Genomic DNA, 17,478 nt, shown 5'->3' on the forward strand with positions numbered 1-17,478 from the left:
CGGCGGCTCGTCCGGGGCCTGATGATCCGGCCGGACCTCGACCGGTCCGGGCCCGAGGCCGTACCGGGGCGGCCACATCCGCGGGCAGCCGGCTCGTCCGGGCCCGAGGCCGTGCCGGCCCGTGGCCCCCCGGAGCCCGGCTCGTCCGGGGGACCGGGGGATCCGCCGGGACCCCGGCCTGTCCGGCGGGACCGAGGGTCCGTCCGGGCCGGAAGACCGGTCCGGCCTTGAGGATCCGCCGGCGGCCGGCCCTGCCCGCCGCCGGGCCCCCACCCCGGCCGCCGTCCGGTCGCGGACCCGTCGGCAACCCTGCCCTGGTGCCGTCCGCGCCCGGGCCCGTCCGGTCCGCGGAGCAGGCCCGGGTGCCCGTCGAGGGCGCCATGTCCCCGGGCGCGGCGGAGGGCCCGGAGTCGACCGTGCCAAACCGTAGCGTCCCGGGGCTCCACCACTCCTGCGCGGACAAACGTCCGCTCGTCCTCGCAGGCCTACCGTGGTGGGGGAAAACCAAGAAAACCTCCAAGCGGAAGGGCCGGGAACTCGCACATGTCTCAGGAAAATGTTGTGGGGGCCACCCACGCCTTCTGGCTCGCCGGCCGCCAGGTCACCGGCGAGGACAGCTTCGACGTCACCTCCCCGTGGGACGGCCGTCTCGTCGCCGAGGTCAGCGTGCCGACGGACGCCCAGGTCGAGGAGGCGGTGGCCGCCGCGTACGCCGTACGGGACGAGTTCGCCGCCACCCCGGCCCATGTGCGCGCCGCCGCCCTCGACCACGTCAGCAGGCGTCTGGCCGAGCGGACCGAGGAGATCGCGCAGCTCATCTCCGCCGAGAACGGCAAGCCGATCAAGTGGGCCCGCGGCGAGGTCGGCCGCGCCGTCTCGGTGTTCCGGTTCGCCGCCGAGGAGGCCCGGCGCTTCAACGGCGGCGAGGCCCAGCGCCTCGACACCGACGCCGGCGGTCAGGGCCGTCTCGCCCTCACCCGACGCTTCCCCAAGGGTGTCGTCCTCGGCATCGCGCCCTTCAACTTCCCGCTGAACCTGTGCGCCCACAAGGTCGCCCCGGCGATCGCGGCCGGCGCGCCCATCATCCTCAAGCCGGCGCCCGCCACCCCGCTCTCCGGCCTGATCCTCGGCGACCTGCTCGCCGAGACCGAGCTGCCCGCGGGCTCCTGGTCGATCCTCCCGGTCGCCAACGACAAGATGCCCGCCCTGGTCCAGGACGAGCGCCTTCCCGTCATCTCCTTCACCGGTTCCGAGACCGTCGGTTACGCGATCATGGACTCGGTGCCGCGCAAGCACTGCACCCTGGAGCTGGGCGGCAACGGCGCGGCCGTCGTCCTCGGCGACTTCGCGAGCGACGCGGACCTCGACTGGGCCGCGACCCGTATCGCCACCTTCTCCAACTACCAGGGCGGCCAGTCCTGCATCTCCGTGCAGCGGGTCATCGTGGACTCCGCCGTCCACGACCGGCTGCTGCCGCGTATCGTCGCCGCCGTCGAGGCGCAGGTCACCGGTGACCCCTCCGACGCCACGACGGACGTCGGCCCGCTGGTCAGCGAGGCCGCCGCGCAGCGCGTGGAGTCCTGGGTCGACGAGGCCGTCGCCAAGGGCGCCGCGCTCCTCACCGGCGGCAAGCGCGAAGGAGCCTCCTACGCGCCGACCGTCCTGACCGGTGTGCCGGCGGACGCCACCCTCGCCTGCGAGGAGGTCTTCGGACCGGTCCTCACCGTGCAGAAGGTGGACGGCGAGGCCGAGGCGTTCGCCGCCGTCAACTCCTCCAAGTACGGCCTCCAGGCGGGCGTGTTCACCCACGACCTCCAGGCCGCCTTCCGGGCCCACCGCGCCCTGGAGGTCGGCGGCGTCGTCATCGGCGACGTGCCCTCCTACCGCGCCGACCAGATGCCGTACGGCGGTGCCAAGCAGTCCGGCGTGGGTCGCGAGGGCGTGAAGTTCGCGATGGACGACTACACCTACGAGCGTGTCCTGGTGCTCACGGGCCTCGCCCTCTGACGCGTCCCGCACCCACCCCGAAGGGGCCCGGCACCGAGAGTCTCGGTGCCGGGCCCCTTCTCTGCGTCGGCCTCCTCCGGACCCTCAGCCGGAGAAGCCGACGTGCGCGAGCCGCAGCGGGCCGCGCAGCCTGAGACGCAGGTCGCGCACGCCCTCGGCGGCGAGGTCGGCGCCGAGCGTGCGGTAGTCGTACGGGCCGGAACCGGGCGAGGGGAGGGTGAGGACGGCGAGCGGCGCGCTGCCGCCGAGCGACACCTCGACCGTGCCCGTGCCCGCCACGGCCACCGTCACCCGGCCGACGCCCGCACCGAAGTCGCAGTCGCGGTAGACCAGTTCGCCGGTGCCGGCCGGTCCGGGGGTCACCGCGTCGCCGGACACCTTCGTACGGTCGACGATCACGATCCCGCTCTGCTCGTCGAAGTCGGCCGCGCCCAGGCCCCGTTCGCGCACCGGACGCGGCGCCGCGGGCTCACCGTCGAGCGTCACGGTCGTACGCAGCCGGACGTCCTCGCTGGAGGCGCCGACGAGCAGCTCGTACGGGCCCGGCTCCACGCGCCACCGGCCGTGCGCCACGTCCCAGAACCCGAAGGCCGCGAGGGGGACTTCGAAGACGGGCCGCGCGCTCGCGCCGGGCGCCAGGGTGATCCTGGTGTGCGCCGCCAGTTCCCGGCGCGGGCGGACCACCGACGGGGCCGCGGCACGCAGGTAGAGCTGGGGGACCTCGTCGGCGGTGACGTCACCGGTGTTGGTGACCGCGCAGGAGACCCGGACCGTGCCGTCCGTGACGTCCGCCGACAGGTCCGCGTAGGCGAAGGACGCGTACGACAGGCCGTGCCCGAAGGGGAACAGCGGGGTGCCCTCGAAGTACTGGTACGTCTGGCGGGAGCCGATCACGTCGTAGTCGAGGAGGTCGGGCAGGTCGGCGTCGTCGGCGTACCAGGTCTGCGGCAGCCTGCCCGCGGGGGAGACGTCACCGGCCAGCACCCGGGCCAGGGCGGTGCCCGCGGCCTGCCCGCCGTGCGCGGTCCACAGCACGGCGGGCAGGGTGCCCGTCCGGAACGCGTAGGGGTACGCCGAGACCAGCGCCAGCACCGTGCGCGGGTTGGCGGCGCGGGCGGCGCGCAGCAGCCGCTCCTGCTGGGCGGGCAGCCGCAGCGTCGTACGGTCCTCGGTCTCGCGGCCGTTGATGTGCGGGTCGTTGCCCGCCACCACCAGGACGGCGTCCGCCCGCGCGGCGACCCGAGCCACCGCGTCCTCGCCGCGCTCGACCAGGACGAGTCCGAAGATCTCCGGGTCCGGGCCGGTCCCGTCGGCGACCCGCACGCCGTCGGCGGCGACACACACGGGGCGGCCGGTGCCGAGGTGCCTGAGGAGGTGACCGTTCCCCCGGGGTTCGAGACGGAAGGTCTCCTGGACCACCCAGCCGCCGGGCCGGTCGGCGGAGGCGCGGACATAACCGTCGTCGGCGACCGACAGATAGCGGCCGTCGGGGGCGCGCAGGGTCAGGACGCCCTCGCCCCAGTCGACCAGCGCGAGTTCCGTGCCGAGGACGTCGGCGGTGAGCGGGGGCAGATCGGTGCGGCCCGCGAGCAGGGCCGGGTCCAGCGCGCCCTCGGCGCCGCGCGCCTCGTCGTCGGTGGCGTCCTCGGCGGCGGGGACGTGCAGGAACGTCCCCGCGGAGGTCCGCAGCCGCACCCGGTCCACGCCCTCCGCGAACTCCACGCGCTCGGCCCCGAACCGCTCGTACAGGGCCTCCAGGGGTGTGGAGCGGTGCAGCAACGAGCCGCTGTACCAGTCGAGTTTGCACTCGTCGGCGAGCAGGCCGACCACCGCGAGGCGGGTGTCGGGGGCGAGGGGCAGCAGGCCGTCGTTGTCGAGCAGCACGATCGCCTGCTCGGCGCTCTCCAGGGCCAGCGCGCGGTGGGCCGGGGTGTCGAAGTCGCCGGTGTCCGTGTGCGGGCCGTGGTCCGGGTCGAACTCGCCGAGGCGGAAGCGGACGGAGAGCTGGCGGCGCACCGCGATGTCGATGTCCGCCTCGGTCAACAGTCCTTGTTCCAGGGCGCCTTGGACGCGCGCGACGATCGTCCGGCCGTCGGTGCCGTGGTCGGTGAAGCTGTCGACGCCCGCCAGCAGGGCGGCGGCCGTCGCCTCCTCGTGGGTGTCGAAGTAGTGCTCGGAGTCGACCAGGTTGGAGGGGGCGCCCGCGTCCGAGCAGACCAGCAGGTCGTCGTCGGTCCAGGCCCGCAACTGCTCGCGCAGCAGCGGCGAGACGTGGTTCGGACGGCCGTTGACCAGGTTGTAGGCGGGCATCACCCCGGCGGCCGTGCCCGCCTCGACCGTCTCGCGGAAGGCCCGCAGGTCGTACTCGTGCAGCACCCGGGGGCGCACGGAGCTCGACGCGGTGTCCCGGGCGGTCTCGTTGTTGTGGGCGAGCCAGTGCTTCAGGACGGGCGCGGTGCGCCAGTACACCGGATGGTCGCCGCGCAGCCCCCGGGTGTACGCGACCGCGATGGCCGAGGTCAGCCGCGGGTCCTCCGAGTAGCCCTCCTCGTTGCGGCCCCACAGCGGGTGGCGCAGCAGGTTCACGGTCGGCGACCAGACGTTCAGGCCCACCCGGTCGTCGCGCGAGCGCATCGCGCGGACCTCCTTGGAAACCGCCTCGCCGACCCGCCGTACGAGCTCCGGGTTCCAGGTCGCGCCGAGGCCCACCGCCTGCGGGAACACCGTCGCCGGACCCATCCACGCCACGCCGTGCAGGGCTTCCTGCCCGGTGCGGAAGGCGGCGATGCCCAGGCGCGGCACGGCCGGTGCGAACTGGTGCAGGAAGGAGACCTTCTCGTCGAGGGTGAGCCGCCCCAGCAGATCGTCGATGCGCTTCGCGAACGGCAGCCGCCGGTCGCGAAACGGTGGTGCGGACGGGGAGGGTGCGGTCACGTGGGGATCTCCTTGCGATGGAGCGGCACAACGCCTTCGAAGCGCTTCGATGCTGGTTCGACTCAGGGGCGGGTGTCAAGGTGCTTACCGCCAACAAGTCTGGCGCATAGCTGACTTGGCAAGCCGTGCGGGAGCGGTCGAGCCGCTCGCACACCTCGGAGGAATCTTGGGAGCGACCCTTGTGCGCCCCCTGCCCTTCACCTAACCTCGCAGCAACATCGAAGCGCTTCGACTGCGAGGCTGCCCCCGGGCGGGGCACTTTCCTCGGCATTGGTCGGAGGATCCGCTTCGGCTCAGCCAGTTCCACTCGAGACACCGCAGCCGACGGCCACCGCCGGGTGTCCTGGTGCGCCACGAAGGGTTGACGCAATGACGCCGAACGCCGCTTCCGCCTCCTCCGCCCCGAGCCGGAGAAGCTTCCTCGCCTCGACGGCGATCGCCACCGCCGCGGTGGCGGGAGGGATGCCCCTGCTGGCCGCCTGCAGCGGCTCGGACAGCGGCTCGCGCGACGGCACCACGTCGGGCAAGGACGCCAAGAAGCTGCTGCCGGCCTACGTGGTCGGCAACGTCGTGACCCCCGACATCGCCGCCAGGAACGGCTCCGCGGTCGGCTTCACCGGCAAGCTCGACCTCGCCACGCTGAAGACCTCGGTGCCGAAGAAGCTCGGCAAGGGCGGCAAGGTCTCCATCATGTCCCCGTTCTGGGGCTCACCGCCGAAGGCCGACAACGCCTACTACACGGCGATGAACGACCTCATCGGCGTCGACGTGGTCTGGCAGAACCAGGACGGCAACACCTACGACCAGAAGCTCGGCGCGGTCCTCGCCTCCAGCGACGTACCGGACGTGGTGGTCGTCCCCGGCTGGAACATGACCGGCAAGATCCCCAGCGCCATCATCGCCAAGTTCGCCGACCTCGGGCCCTACCTCTCCGGCGACGCCGTCAAGCGGTACCCGAACCTCGCCGCGATCCCGACGGACGCCTGGCAGCGCTCCCTGTTCGGCGGCAAGCTGCGCGGTCTGCCGATGCCGTCCTCGTACGTCACCAGCATCGTGCCCTTCTACCGCAAGGACGTCTTCGACAAGGAGGGGTACCAGGTCCCCACCTCCGCCGACGAGTTCCACGCCCTGGCCAAGGAGATCACCGACGCCAAGGCCAAGCGCTGGGCCTGCCTGGACATGAAGTGGACCGCCTTCAACATGTTCGGCGTCCTGTCCGGCGACGAGAAGTCGCTCGGCTGGAACCTCGTCGACGGCAAGCTCGTCAACCGCATCGAGACCCAGGAGTACCTCGAGGCGCTGGAGTGGACCCGCAAGCTGTTCGCCGAGGAACTCGTCCACCCCGACGCCAAACTGGGCAAGAGCCAGGCCACCGACCCGGCCCCCAAGTTCGTGGCCGGCGAGTTCCTCATCTACAACCAGGACATCTCCCAGTGGTACGGCCAGGCCGCCGCCCAGGCCACCCAGAACCCGGACTTCCAGATCTGGGGCATGGACATCCCCGGTCACGCCGGCGGCAACCCCACCCTGTGGGCCAAGAACCCGGCCGGCATCTTCGCCTTCGTCAACAAGAAGGCCCCCGAGTCGGTGATCCGGGACGTGCTGGCCGTCGCCGACGTCACCGCGGCGCCGTACGGCACCAAGGAGTACATGCTCACCAACTACGGCGTCGAAGGCACCCACTACACCGTCAAGGACGGCCTGCCGGTCAAGACCGACCAGGGCAACATCGACGTCCTGAACGCCTTCGTCATGGTCGCCAGTCCCGCCGCGACCATCGCCCACCCCGACCTCCCCGAGGTCGCCAGGGGCCAGGTCGAGTGGCAGCAGCGGATGGGCGCCTTCACCAAGAAGTCCCCCTTCTACGGCATGCAGATCACCGAGCCCGCCCGCTGGACCAACCTCGCCAACGACTTCGAGCAGCTGGAGGACGACATCGTCCGCGGCCGCAAGAAGATCGGCGACATGCAGCAGGCCGTCGCCGACTGGAAGAGCAAGGGCGGCGACCAGCTGCGCGACTGGTACCGCAAGCTGCTCGACGACAACGGCTCGGCGGCGAACTGACCGGCGGCGAGACGAGGAGAACGGCGTGTCCCACAGCACGGTGCCTCGGAGCGGGACAGAGGCCGACACGACGGGTACGACCCCGGTGGCGTCCGACGGCGCCACCGGGGCGCGGCGGGCGCGGCCCCCGGGGGAGCCGGGCCTGCGGCACCGGCTGCGACGCGACCGCGTGCTGCTCCTGATGACCCTGCCGGCCGTCGTGCTGGTCCTGCTCTTCAACTACCTACCGATCCTCGGCAATGTCGTCGCCTTCCAGGAGTACGACCCCTACGTCAGCGACAACGGGATCGTCTCCATCCTGCACAGCCCCTGGGTCGGACTGGAGAACTTCCGGCGGATCTTCGAGGACTCGGCCTTCTGGAGCGCCGTCCGCAACACGCTGGTGCTGTTCGTCCTCCAGCTCGTGCTGTACTTCCCGGTCCCGATCGGGCTCGCGCTGCTCATCAACAGCGTGGTCAGGCCCCGGGTCCGGGCGATCTCACAGGCGGTCCTCTACCTGCCGCACTTCTTCTCCTGGGTCCTGGTCATCGCCGTCTTCCAGCAGCTCTTCGGCGGCGCCGGGCTCCTCTCCCAACTGCTGCGGACGCACGGGTACGACGGCCTCGACATCATGACCGACCCGGCGACCTTCAAGTTCCTCGTCACCGCGCAGAGCGTGTGGAAGGACGCGGGCTGGGGGATCATCGTCTTCCTCGCCGCCCTGGCCTCGGTCAGCCCCGACCTGTACGAGGCCGCCGCGATGGACGGCGCGGGCCGGTGGCGGCGCATGTGGCACGTCACCCTGCCGGCCCTGCGCCCGGTGATCGCTCTGCTCCTCGTGCTGCGCGTCGGTGACGCCCTGACCGTCGGCTTCGAGCAGATCCTGCTGCAACGCGACGCGGTCGGACCGGGCGCTGCGGAGGTCCTCGACACCTTCGTGTGGTGGAACGGCGTGCGCAACCAGGACTTCGGCTACGCGGCCGCCGCCGGACTCGTCAAGGGCGTCGTCAGCCTCGGGCTGGTCCTCGCCGCGAACAAGGTGGCCCATCTCATGGGCGAGCAGGGGGTGTACCGGAAATGACCGCCACGACCGACGAGCCGGCGCGCACGGCCGTACCCGCGTCCGGACGTGGGCAGGGACGCGGCTCCGGACGCGGTCCCGGGCGACGGCCGGGCCGGTGGGCCGCCCCGCCGCGCCCGGTCTGGGAGGAGCCGCCCGGCCCGGCGGGCCTCGCGGGCAAGGGCCTCGTGCTGGCGCTGGCCTGCCTGGGGATCCTCTTCCCGCTGTGGATCGTCCTGGTCACCAGCCTCTCCTCGCGCAGGACCATCGACCAGGCAGGCGGTCTGGTGATGGTGCCCAAGGGCATCACCTTCGTCGCCTACCGGGAACTGCTCGGCGGCGGCCAGGTCACCCGCGCCGCCGTCATCAGCGTCCTGATCACCCTGGTCGGCACGCTCTTCTCGATGGCCGTGTCCGTGCTGTGCGCCTACGGCCTCTCCCGCACCGGCTCGCTCGGCCACCGCTGGATCCTGATGACGCTGCTGGCGACCATGTTCTTCAGCGCCGGCCTCATCCCGACCTATCTGCTGGTGCAGTCCCTGGGCCTGACCGACACCTATCTCGCGCTGATCCTGCCGAGCGCGATCAGCGTCTTCAACATCCTGGTGCTGCGCGGCTTCTTCATGGGCATCTCGCCGGAGCTCATCGACAGCGCGCGCATCGACGGCGCGGGCGACCTGCGCATCCTCTGGCAGATCGTGATGCCGCTCTCGCGCGCGGTCCTCGCGGTGATCACGCTCTTCTACGCCGTGGGCTACTGGAGCGCCTGGTTCAACGCCTCCCTCTACCTCAACGACCAGGACATGATGCCGTTGCAGAACGTCATGATCCAGCTGGTGCAGAAGCAGGAGGCCCCGGTCGGACTGGGGCAGGCCATCAAGACCGGTGAACTGTCCGGACTGGCGGTCCAGATGGCCGTCATGGTGCTGGCGCTGCTGCCGGTCGCCGTGCTGTCGCCCTTCGTCCAGAAGCACTTCAGGAAGGGCATGCTGACGGGGGCGGTGAAGGGCTGATGCCGCGGCTCGACGACGCCACCCGCGGCCGCGTCCTCTTCGGCGGCGACTACAACCCCGAACAGTGGCCCGAGAAGACCTGGGCCGAGGACGTCCGGCTGATGCGGGAAGCCCACGTCAACTCCGTCACCGTCGGCGTCTTCTCCTGGGCGAGACTCGAACCCGAGCCGGGTGCAAGGGAGTTCGGCTGGCTGGACCGACTGATGGACCTGCTGCACGAGGGCGGTATCGGGGTCGTCCTCGCCACCCCCACCTCCTCGCCCCCGCCCTGGCTGGGCCGGCTGCACCCCGAGACCCTGCCCCGGGACGCCGACGGCCGGACCGAGTGGTGGGGCGGCCGCCAGCACTTCTCCCACTCCAGCGCCGCCTACCGCCACCACGCCGCCGCCATCACGGAGGACCTGGCCGCCCGCTACGCCGACCACCCCGCCCTCACCCTGTGGCACATCAACAACGAGTACTGCACCACCGACCACGGCGACGAGGCCGCCGCCGCCTTCCGCCGCTGGCTGCGCACCCGGTACGGCGGTCTCGACGCCCTCAACACCGCCTGGGGCACCGCCTTCTGGAGCCAGGGCTACGACACCTGGGACGGCATCCTGCCCCCGCGCCGCGCCCACCACCTGAACAACCCCGCCCAGGTGCTCGACTTCCGGCGCTTCACCTCCGACATGCTCCTGGAGTGCTACACCGCCGAACGCGACATCGTCGCCCGGCACACCCCGCACATCCCCGTCACCACCAACTTCATGCCGCTGTGGATCGGCCAGGACGGGTGGCGCTGGGCCGGGCAGGAGGACGTCGTCTCCGTCGACCTCTACCCCGACCCCGCCGACCCCTTCGGCGCCCAGCACGGCGCCCTGGTCCAGGACCTGACCCGGTCCCAGGCGAACGGACCCTGGATGCTGATGGAACAGGCGGCCGGCGCGGTCAGCTGGCGCGGGGTGAACCGTCCCAAGCCGCGCGGACTCAACCGGCTGTGGTCGCTCCAGGCCGTGGCCCGAGGCGCGGACGCCGTGTGCTACTTCCAGTGGCGCCAGTCCCGGCAGGGCGCGGAGAAGTTCCACTCCGCCATGCTCGGCCATGCCGGCGAGGCGGGCCGCGCCCACCAGGAGGTCAAACGGCTCGGCGCCGAACTCGCCCTGATCGGCGGCGAGGTGGCGGGCCGCCACAGCCGCGCCGAGGTGGCGATCCTGCACGACTGGAACGCCTGGTGGGCGGGCGTCCAGGACGGCCGTCCCTCCGCCGAGGTCGACCCCGCCGCCGTCCTCGGCGCCTGGCACCGAGCTTTGTGGGAGGCGAACGTCGCCACCGACTTCGCCCACCCCGGACACGACCTGACCGGCTACGCCCTGGTCGTCGTCCCCCAGCTCTACCTCCTCACCGACGCGGCGATCGACAACCTCCTCGCCTACGTCGACGGCGGCGGCACCCTTGTCGCCGGGTTCCTGACCGGGGTCGCGGACGAGGACGACCGGGTGCGCCCCGGCGGCATGGACGCCCGGCTGCGCACCCTGTTCGGCATCCGCGTCCTGCACGAGTGGTGGCCGCTGGCGGCGGGGGAGACCGTCGCCTGCGACGGCTTCCTGGGCACGCTGTGGTCGGAGGAGATCGAGGCGGCCGACGACGTCAGCGAGACGGTCCCCTACCGGGGCGGCGAACTCGACGGACTGCCCGCCGTCCTGCGCCGCGGCCGCGCCTGGTACGTCTCGACGCTGCCCGAGCCGGACGCGCTGCGCGGCCTGCTCACCGTCGTCGCCGACGACGCCGGGGTCCGGCCGGTGCTGGCCGGTCTGCCCGCCGGGGTCGAGGCCGTACGCCGCGGCGAGCTGCTGTTCCTGCTGCACCACGGGCGCGACCCGGTCACCGTCGACGTCCCGGGCACCCACCGGGACCTGCTGACCGGGGACACGGTCACCGACCGGCTCACCCTCGGCCGCTACGGAGCGGCGGTGCTGAGGCCATGACGTCCGGCCCCGTCCACGGCACCTGGGAGCCCGCCCCCGCCGCCCGCTGGGAGGACGCCTTCCTGAGCGGCAACGGCCACCACGGCGCACTCGTGTTCGGCGATCCGAACGTCGACCGTGTCGTCGTCACCCATCACAGCCTGGTCCGTCCCAACGGCGGCGAACACGCCAGGCCCCCCGAACTGGCCGCCGGACTGCCCGCGCTGCAGGACCGGTTGCTGGCCGGCGACTTCACGGCCGCCGAGAGCTTCACCGACGGACGGCCGCTGCAATGGGTGCAGCCGTTCCACCCCGCCTTCCGCACCGAACTGCGCGGCTCCGGCGCCCATCGCCCCCGCCCCCGCCCCAGGGCCCGCGGTCGCGCGACGCCGACGCCGTACCGCCGCGCCGTCGACTTCGCCACCGGCGAGGTGACCGCCCACGACGACGGCCGCACCAGCCGCGTCTTCGTCTCCCGCGCGGACGACGTGATCGTCCAGCACGTCACCGCCGCGGACCTCACCCGGGACATCTCCCTCGACCACCGGCTGCCCGGCGCGCCCGCGGGCCTGGCCGTCGGCCACGGCGCCGTCCGCACCCCGGAGGGCGCCCTGCTCACCCTCCGCGTCCGCTACCCCGGCAGCGACCGCGCCTACACCGGGGTGACCCTGGTGGCCGTCGAGGGCGGCCGTACCACCCTCACCCCGCCGGGCGTCCGGATCGAGGGCGCCGCCTCGGTGCTGCTGCTGACCCGGGTACGGCGGCACACCGGCGAGCCGGACGTCGCCGAGGAGGTCCGCGCCCTGCGCGCCCTGCTCACCGCAGAGCCTTACCCGGACCTCCTGGCCCGCCACCTCGCCCACCACCGCACCGCCTACCGCCGCGTCACCCTCGACCTGGGCGCCGACCCGGCCGACCGCGCCCTGCCGGGCTCCGCACTGCTGAGGCGGCCCGGCAGTCCGGCGCTCCTGGAACGGCTCTTCGCGGCCGGCCGCTACCACCTGCTGTCCGCGTCCGGCCTGCTGCCGCCCCGCCTCACCGGTCTGTGGACCGGTGACTGGGACACCGCCTGGTCCGGAGCCCTCACCACCGACGCCAACCTCAACCTCCAGACCGCCTCCGCCGTCCCCGCCGACCTGCCCGAGGTCACCGAGGCGCAGGCCGCCCTGGTCCAGAGGCAGTTGCCGGACTGGCGGGAGAACGCCCGCGCGGTCTTCGGCGCCCGGGGCGTCGTGGCGCCCGCGCACACCGACGGCGAGTCCGGGCTCTCGTACCACTTCAGCCGCGAGTACCCCCTGCACCTCTGGACCGCCGGAGCGGACTGGCTGCTCAAGCCGCTCGTCGACCACGACGAGAGCCACGGCACCCGCGACCCGCGCACCGCCGCCGCACTCGCCGAGACCGCCCTCTTCTACGAGGACTTCCTCACCCGCACCGACGACGCCGGCCGACTCGTCGTCGTCCCCTCCTACTCGCCGGAGAACCGGCCCGCGGGCGGGAGCTGGGGCGCCCTCGACGCGGCCATGGACCTCTCCGCGGCCCGGCACGCCCTGCTGACCGCGGCCGACTACCACCCCGAGCACGCCGACCGCCTGCGCGCCCTCGCCGGCCGGCTGCCCGCGCACCGGGTCAACACCGACGGCGCGCTCGCCGAATGGGCCCGCCCCGGGCTCGACGACACCTACGACCACCGCCACCTCAGCCATCTGTACGGCGTCTGGCCGCTCGACGAGATCAACCCGTACGACACCCCGGACCTGGCGGCCGCCGCCCACCGGGCCCTCGCCCTGCGCGGCGCGGAGAACGACTCGGCGCACGGCCGTCTGCACCAGGCGCTGATCGCCGCCCGGCTGCGGGACGCCGAGCGGGTCGCGCACGCGCTCGCCGACGTGCTCGGCGGCGACTACTTCCACGACTCCCTGATGAGCGCCCACTACCCCGCCCGCAGCGTCTACAACGCCGACGCCGCGCACACCCTGCCCGCGGTGCTGATCGAGATGCTGGTGCAGTCCACCCCCGACCGGCTGGTGCTGCTGCCCGCGCTCCCGGCCGGCCTTCCGGCGGGCGAGCTGCGCGGTGTGCGCACCCGGTTCGGCGCCGGGCTCGACCTGACCTGGGGCCCCGAGGGCGCCACGGCCGTGCTGCGGCCGACCCGCACCCGGCGCGTCGAACTCAGGACTTCCGGCGGCGCGCGGCCGCTCGACCTCGTCGCCGGAGAAGAGCACGTCCTCACCCTGAGGACGTGGTGACCCCACGCACCTCCCCCCACCCATGGAAGGGACACCATGGCAACACGCACGCCCAGCCGGGCCGTCATGGCCCTGCTCGCCCCCGCCCTCGCGCTCGGCGCCACCGTCGGCCTCGCCGCGGCGCCCGCCTCCGCCGCCGTCTGGTCCTCCTGCGACCAGTGGGGCAGCACCACCCTGAACGGCTACACGCTCTACAACGACATCTGGGGCTCCGGCGCCGGCAGCCAGTGCATCTGGGCCAACTCCGGCACCAACTGGGGGGTCTGGGCCAACCACCCCAACACCGGCGGCATCAAGGCCTATCCCAACTCCAAGAAGGTGATCAACAAGTCGATCACCTCGCTCACCTCGCTGACCAGCAGCTACAACGTCACCGTCCCGTCGTCCGGCGCGTACAACACGTCGTACGACATCTGGGACACCGACTACGACTACGAGATCATGCTCTGGGTCAACAAGACCGGCGCCGTCGGGCCGCTCGGCACCTCGCAGGGCAACCTGACGCTCGGCGGCCACACCTGGACCGTCTACAAGGGCAACAACGGCGCCAACGACGTCTTCTCGTTCGTCCGCACCTCGAACTCGTCCTCGGGAACCGTCAACATCCTGCCGATCCTCAAGTGGATCAAGGACACCAAGGGCTGGTTCGGCAACGAGACCATCGGTGACGTGCAGTTCGGCTTCGAGATCACCTCGTCCTCCGGCGGCCTGGACTTCGCCGCCAACAGCCTGACCGTCAGCGGGAGCTGACCGCGGTACCGGGCCGGCCTCCCCGGGCCGGTCCGGCACCCCGGGCGGTCTCAGGACGCGGTGGGCGGTCTCAGGGCGCGGCGGGCGCCGGTCCCGAGCTCGCCCGGACCGTCAGCTCCGGAGCGAGCAGGACCACTTCACCGGCCGCCCGCCCTTCGAGCGTCGCGATCAGGCGTTCCACGGCGTTCCGGCCCATGTCCGGGGCGGGGATGCCCACGGACGTCAGCCGCACCGAGGCCTGGACGGCGACCTGGTCCGGGCAGATCGCGACCACCGAGACGTCCTCGGGCACGGCGCGGCCCTGCTGGCGCAGCAGGGCGAGCAGCGGCTCGACGGCCGACTCGTTCTGCACGACGAACCCCGTGGTGCCCGGACGTTCGTCGAGGATCCGGGCCAGGGTCACGGCCATCGCGTCGTACCCGCCCTCGCACGGCCGGTGCAGCACCCGCAGGCCCAGCTCCCGGGCCCGCGCGCGCAGTCCGTCGAGCGTGCGCTCGGCGAAACCGGTGTGCCGCTCGTACACCGCGGGGGCCTCGCCGATGACGGCGATGTCGTGGTGCCCCAGCTTCGCCAGATGCTCCACGCACAGGGCGCCGGTCGCGCTCCAGTCCAGGTCGACGCAGGTCAGCCCGGAGGTGTCGGCGGGCAGGCCGATCAGGACGGACGGCTGGCCCGAGCCGCGCAGCAGCGGCAGCCGCTCGTCGTCGAGCTGGACGTCCATCAGGATCATCGCGTCGGCGAGCCCGCTGCCGGTGACGCGGCGGACGGCGTCGGGTCCCTCCTCGCCGGTGAGGAGCAGGACGTCGTACCCGTGCGTGCGGGCCGTGGTGGCCACCGCGATGGCGATCTCCATCATCACCGGCACGTACATGTCCGTGCGCAGCGGGACCATCAGCGCGATGATGTTCGACCTGCTGCTGGCCAGGGCGCGGGCGCCGGCGTTGGGGTGGTAGCCGAGTTCCCGGATGCTCTGCTCGACCCGCAGCCGGGTGGTCGCGGAGATGGACCGCTTGCCGCTGAGGACATAGCTCACCGTGCTCGCCGAGACTCCGGCGTGCTGGGCGACCTCGGCGAGGGTGACCATCCAGCTCTCCAAGCTTTTGAAGCGCTTCGACAGTGCGCATGACGAGTAAGGGCGGGTGGGGGTGGTCCGACAGTAGCTTCAGCGGGGATGGGTGTCCATAGGTTGTCGAAGCGCTTCGACTGCTTTTCTCGTGACCTCGAACGCCTCGATGACCTGCCCGGCGGCAGGTGTCCCCGCGGACCGCGCCGACCCTGGACCACGAAGGTTCTCACGGTCACGGGAGTCACCCGCACGGGGGAGTGGCGGACGGCGGCCCCGACATCCACTGAACGGCGCACGAGGGCTGGTGGGCAGGTCCGGATTCGGGTACCAACGATCCAGTAGCACCGGTCGGTAACGAACGTCCCCCAAGATCCCTATTCGCGGCGAGGTGAGCCTCATGACCGCACCAACCAGCAAACCCACCGTCACTGAGCGTGAGGCACGTCAGGTGGCGGAGGCCGCCCGGGAACAGGACTGGCGCAAGCCCAGCTTCGCCAAGGAACTGTTCCTGGGCCGCTTCCGGCTCGACCTCATCCATCCCCACCCCCTGCCCGCCGACGAGGACGCGCAACGCGGCGAGGAGTTCCTGGCCAAACTGCGCGACTTCTGCGAGACCCGGATCGACTCGGCACGCATCGAGCGCGACGCGCGGATCCCGGACGAGGTGATCGACGGGCTCAAGGAGCTCGGCGCCCTCGGTATGAAGATCGACACCAAGTACGGCGGCCTCGGCCTCACCCAGGTCTACTACAACAAGGCCCTCGCCCTGGTCGGCTCGGCGAACCCGGCGATCGGCGCGCTGCTCTCCGCCCACCAGTCGATCGGCGTGCCGCAGCCGCTGAAGCTCTTCGGCACCCAGGAGCAGAAGGACACCTTCCTGCCCCGGTGCGCCCGCACCGACATCTCCGCCTTCCTGCTGACCGAACCCGACGTCGGCTCCGACCCGGCCCGGCTGGCCACGACCGCGGTCCCGGACGGCGACGACTACGTCCTCGACGGCGTGAAGCTCTGGACGACCAACGGCGTGGTCGCCGACCTCCTCGTGGTGATGGCCCGGGTGCCGAAGTCCGACGGGCACAAGGGCGGCATCACCGCCTTCGTCGTGGAGGCCGCCTCCGAGGGCGTCACCGTCGAGAACCGCAACGCCTTCATGGGCCTGCGCGGCCTGGAGAACGGGGTCACCCGGCTGCACCGGGTGCGCGTCCCGGCCGCCAACCGCATCGGCCCCGAGGGCGCCGGCCTCAAGATCGCACTGACCACGTTGAACACCGGACGGCTCTCCCTGCCCGCCATGTGCGTGGGCGCGGGCAAGTGGTGTCTGAAGATCGCCCGCGAGTGGTCGGGCGTACGGGAGCAGTGGGGCAAGCCGGTCGCGCAGCACGAGGCCGTGGGCTCCAAGATCAGTTTCATCGCCGCCACGACCTTCGCCCTGGAGGCCGTCGTCGACCTCTCCTCCCAGATGGCGGACGAGGACCGCAACGACATCCGCATCGAGGCCGCCCTCGCCAAGCTGTACGGCTCCGAGATGTCCTGGCTCATGGCCGACGAGCTGGTCCAGATCCGCGGCGGCCGGGGCTTCGAGACCGCCGCCTCGCTGGCCGCCCGCGGCGAACGCCCCGTACCCGCCGAGCAGATGCTGCGCGACCTGCGCATCAACCGGATCTTCGAGGGCTCGACGGAGATCATGCACCTGCTGATCGCACGCGAGGCCGTCGACGCGCACCTGTCGGTCGCGGGCGACCTGATCGACCCGGAGAAGTCCCTGTCCGACAAGGCGAGGGCCGGGGCGAACGCGGGCGTCTTCTACGCCAAGTGGCTCCCGAAGCTGGTCGCCGGACCCGGCCAGCTCCCCGCCTCCTACGCCCAGTTCAAGCGCGAGGTCGACCTCTCCGGCCATCTGCGCTACGTCGAACGGCACGCCCGCAAGCTCGCCCGCTCCACGTTCTACGCCATGTCCCGCTGGCAGGGCCGGATGGAGACCAAGCAGGGCTTCCTGGGCCGGGTCGTCGACATCGGCGCGGAGCTGTTCGCGATGAGCGCCGCCTGTGTCCGCGCCGAGCTGCTGCGCAGCCAGGGCGACCACGGCCGCGAGGCCTACCAGCTGGCCGACGCCTTCTGCCGTCAGTCCCGCATCCGGGTCGAGGAACTCTTCGACCGCCTGTGGACCAACACCGACGACATCGACCGCAAGGTCGTCAAGGGCGTCCTCGCGGGCACGTACGAATGGCTGGAACAGGGCATCGTCGACCCCTCGGGAGAGGGCCCCTGGATCGCCGACGCCACACCCGGGCCGAGCGAACGGGAGAACGTCCACCGCCCGATCCGCTGACCCGGGACCCGCCGCACCCGGCCGGGCGCCGGGTGCGGCGGGCCCGGCCCCCGGGCGTGCCCCAGAACGGCTGAGCACACG

The 17,478-nt window shown here is 72.2% G+C and carries 10 protein-coding genes; 8 read left to right on the plus strand and 2 right to left on the minus strand.

Translation table 11 applies throughout. The features are described from left to right. The first annotated feature begins 561 nt into the window (after positions 1 to 561). Entirely contained in the window at positions 562 to 2,007 is a 1,446-nt protein-coding gene (locus ACZ60B_RS34145) for an aldehyde dehydrogenase family protein (protein ID WP_469393995.1), read from the plus strand. An 84-nt stretch (positions 2,008 to 2,091) separates the two neighbouring features. Here ACZ60B_RS34145 and ACZ60B_RS34150 read toward each other — a convergent pair whose 3' ends face one another. Beyond that, positions 2,092 to 4,941, minus strand: coding sequence for a glycoside hydrolase family 3 C-terminal domain-containing protein (locus tag ACZ60B_RS34150; RefSeq protein ID WP_469393997.1), 2,850 nt, complete (start codon positions 4,939 to 4,941; stop codon positions 2,092 to 2,094). 369 nt (positions 4,942 to 5,310) lie between these two features. On the opposite strand from ACZ60B_RS34150, the gene ACZ60B_RS34155 reads away from it, so the two are divergent. Genes ACZ60B_RS34155 through ACZ60B_RS34180 form a run of 6 tightly spaced genes read left to right on the plus strand, consistent with a single transcriptional unit; the run spans position 5,311 to position 14,002 of the window. Then, positions 5,311 to 7,005: an extracellular solute-binding protein gene (locus tag ACZ60B_RS34155; RefSeq protein ID WP_469393999.1), complete on the plus strand. Its 1,695-nt coding sequence runs from the start codon at positions 5,311 to 5,313 to the stop codon at positions 7,003 to 7,005. 25 nt (positions 7,006 to 7,030) lie between these two features. Further along, positions 7,031 to 8,065 carry an ABC transporter permease gene (locus tag ACZ60B_RS34160; protein ID WP_469394001.1) on the plus strand — a complete coding sequence of 345 codons (1,035 nt, stop codon included), beginning with the start codon at positions 7,031 to 7,033 and terminating at the stop codon, positions 8,063 to 8,065. Then, complete coding sequence (locus tag ACZ60B_RS34165; protein WP_469394003.1) at positions 8,062 to 9,057, plus strand: carbohydrate ABC transporter permease; 996 nt, start codon at positions 8,062 to 8,064, stop codon at positions 9,055 to 9,057. Before ACZ60B_RS34160 ends, ACZ60B_RS34165 begins: the two co-directional genes overlap by 4 nt. Continuing rightward, the gene (locus ACZ60B_RS34170; protein ID WP_469394005.1) at positions 9,057 to 11,024 is read left to right on the plus strand and encodes a beta-galactosidase; all 1,968 of its coding nucleotides are present in this window, start codon (positions 9,057 to 9,059) and stop codon (positions 11,022 to 11,024) included. The genes ACZ60B_RS34165 and ACZ60B_RS34170 overlap by 1 nt, the downstream gene beginning before the upstream one ends. Next, a complete protein-coding gene (locus ACZ60B_RS34175) occupies positions 11,021 to 13,252 on the plus strand; it encodes a glycosyl hydrolase family 95 catalytic domain-containing protein (protein WP_469394007.1) in 2,232 nt (743 codons plus the stop codon). Before ACZ60B_RS34170 ends, ACZ60B_RS34175 begins: the two co-directional genes overlap by 4 nt. A gap of 36 nt (positions 13,253 to 13,288) precedes the next feature. Beyond that, entirely contained in the window at positions 13,289 to 14,002 is a 714-nt protein-coding gene (locus ACZ60B_RS34180; protein ID WP_469394009.1) for a glycoside hydrolase family 12 protein, read from the plus strand. Positions 14,003 to 14,072: 70 nt separating this feature from the next. On the opposite strand, the gene ACZ60B_RS34185 is transcribed toward ACZ60B_RS34180, so the two are convergent. Beyond that, positions 14,073 to 15,086, minus strand: coding sequence for a LacI family DNA-binding transcriptional regulator (locus tag ACZ60B_RS34185; protein WP_469394011.1), 1,014 nt, complete (start codon positions 15,084 to 15,086; stop codon positions 14,073 to 14,075). 379 nt (positions 15,087 to 15,465) lie between these two features. Between ACZ60B_RS34185 and ACZ60B_RS34190 the strand changes: the two genes are divergently transcribed. Beyond that, positions 15,466 to 17,397 carry an acyl-CoA dehydrogenase family protein gene (locus tag ACZ60B_RS34190; RefSeq protein WP_469394013.1) on the plus strand — a complete coding sequence of 644 codons (1,932 nt, stop codon included), beginning with the start codon at positions 15,466 to 15,468 and terminating at the stop codon, positions 17,395 to 17,397. Positions 17,398 to 17,478 lie beyond the last annotated feature (81 nt).

This window comes from Streptomyces sp. NPDC104096, from assembly GCF_055584385.1.

Excerpts from the sequence above, each read along its gene's own strand:
- ACZ60B_RS34185 (WP_469394011.1), bottom strand. The coding sequence starts at position 15,086 with ATGGTCACCCTCGCCGAGGTCGCCCAGCACGCCGGAGTCTCGGCGAGC.
- ACZ60B_RS34165 (WP_469394003.1), top strand. The coding sequence starts at position 8,062 with ATGACCGCCACGACCGACGAGCCGGCGCGCACGGCCGTACCCGCGTCC.
- ACZ60B_RS34170 (WP_469394005.1), top strand. The coding sequence starts at position 9,057 with ATGCCGCGGCTCGACGACGCCACCCGCGGCCGCGTCCTCTTCGGCGGC.
- ACZ60B_RS34175 (WP_469394007.1), top strand. The coding sequence starts at position 11,021 with ATGACGTCCGGCCCCGTCCACGGCACCTGGGAGCCCGCCCCCGCCGCC.
- ACZ60B_RS34155 (WP_469393999.1), top strand. The coding sequence starts at position 5,311 with ATGACGCCGAACGCCGCTTCCGCCTCCTCCGCCCCGAGCCGGAGAAGC.
- ACZ60B_RS34180 (WP_469394009.1), top strand. The coding sequence starts at position 13,289 with ATGGCAACACGCACGCCCAGCCGGGCCGTCATGGCCCTGCTCGCCCCC.
- ACZ60B_RS34190 (WP_469394013.1), top strand. The coding sequence starts at position 15,466 with ATGACCGCACCAACCAGCAAACCCACCGTCACTGAGCGTGAGGCACGT.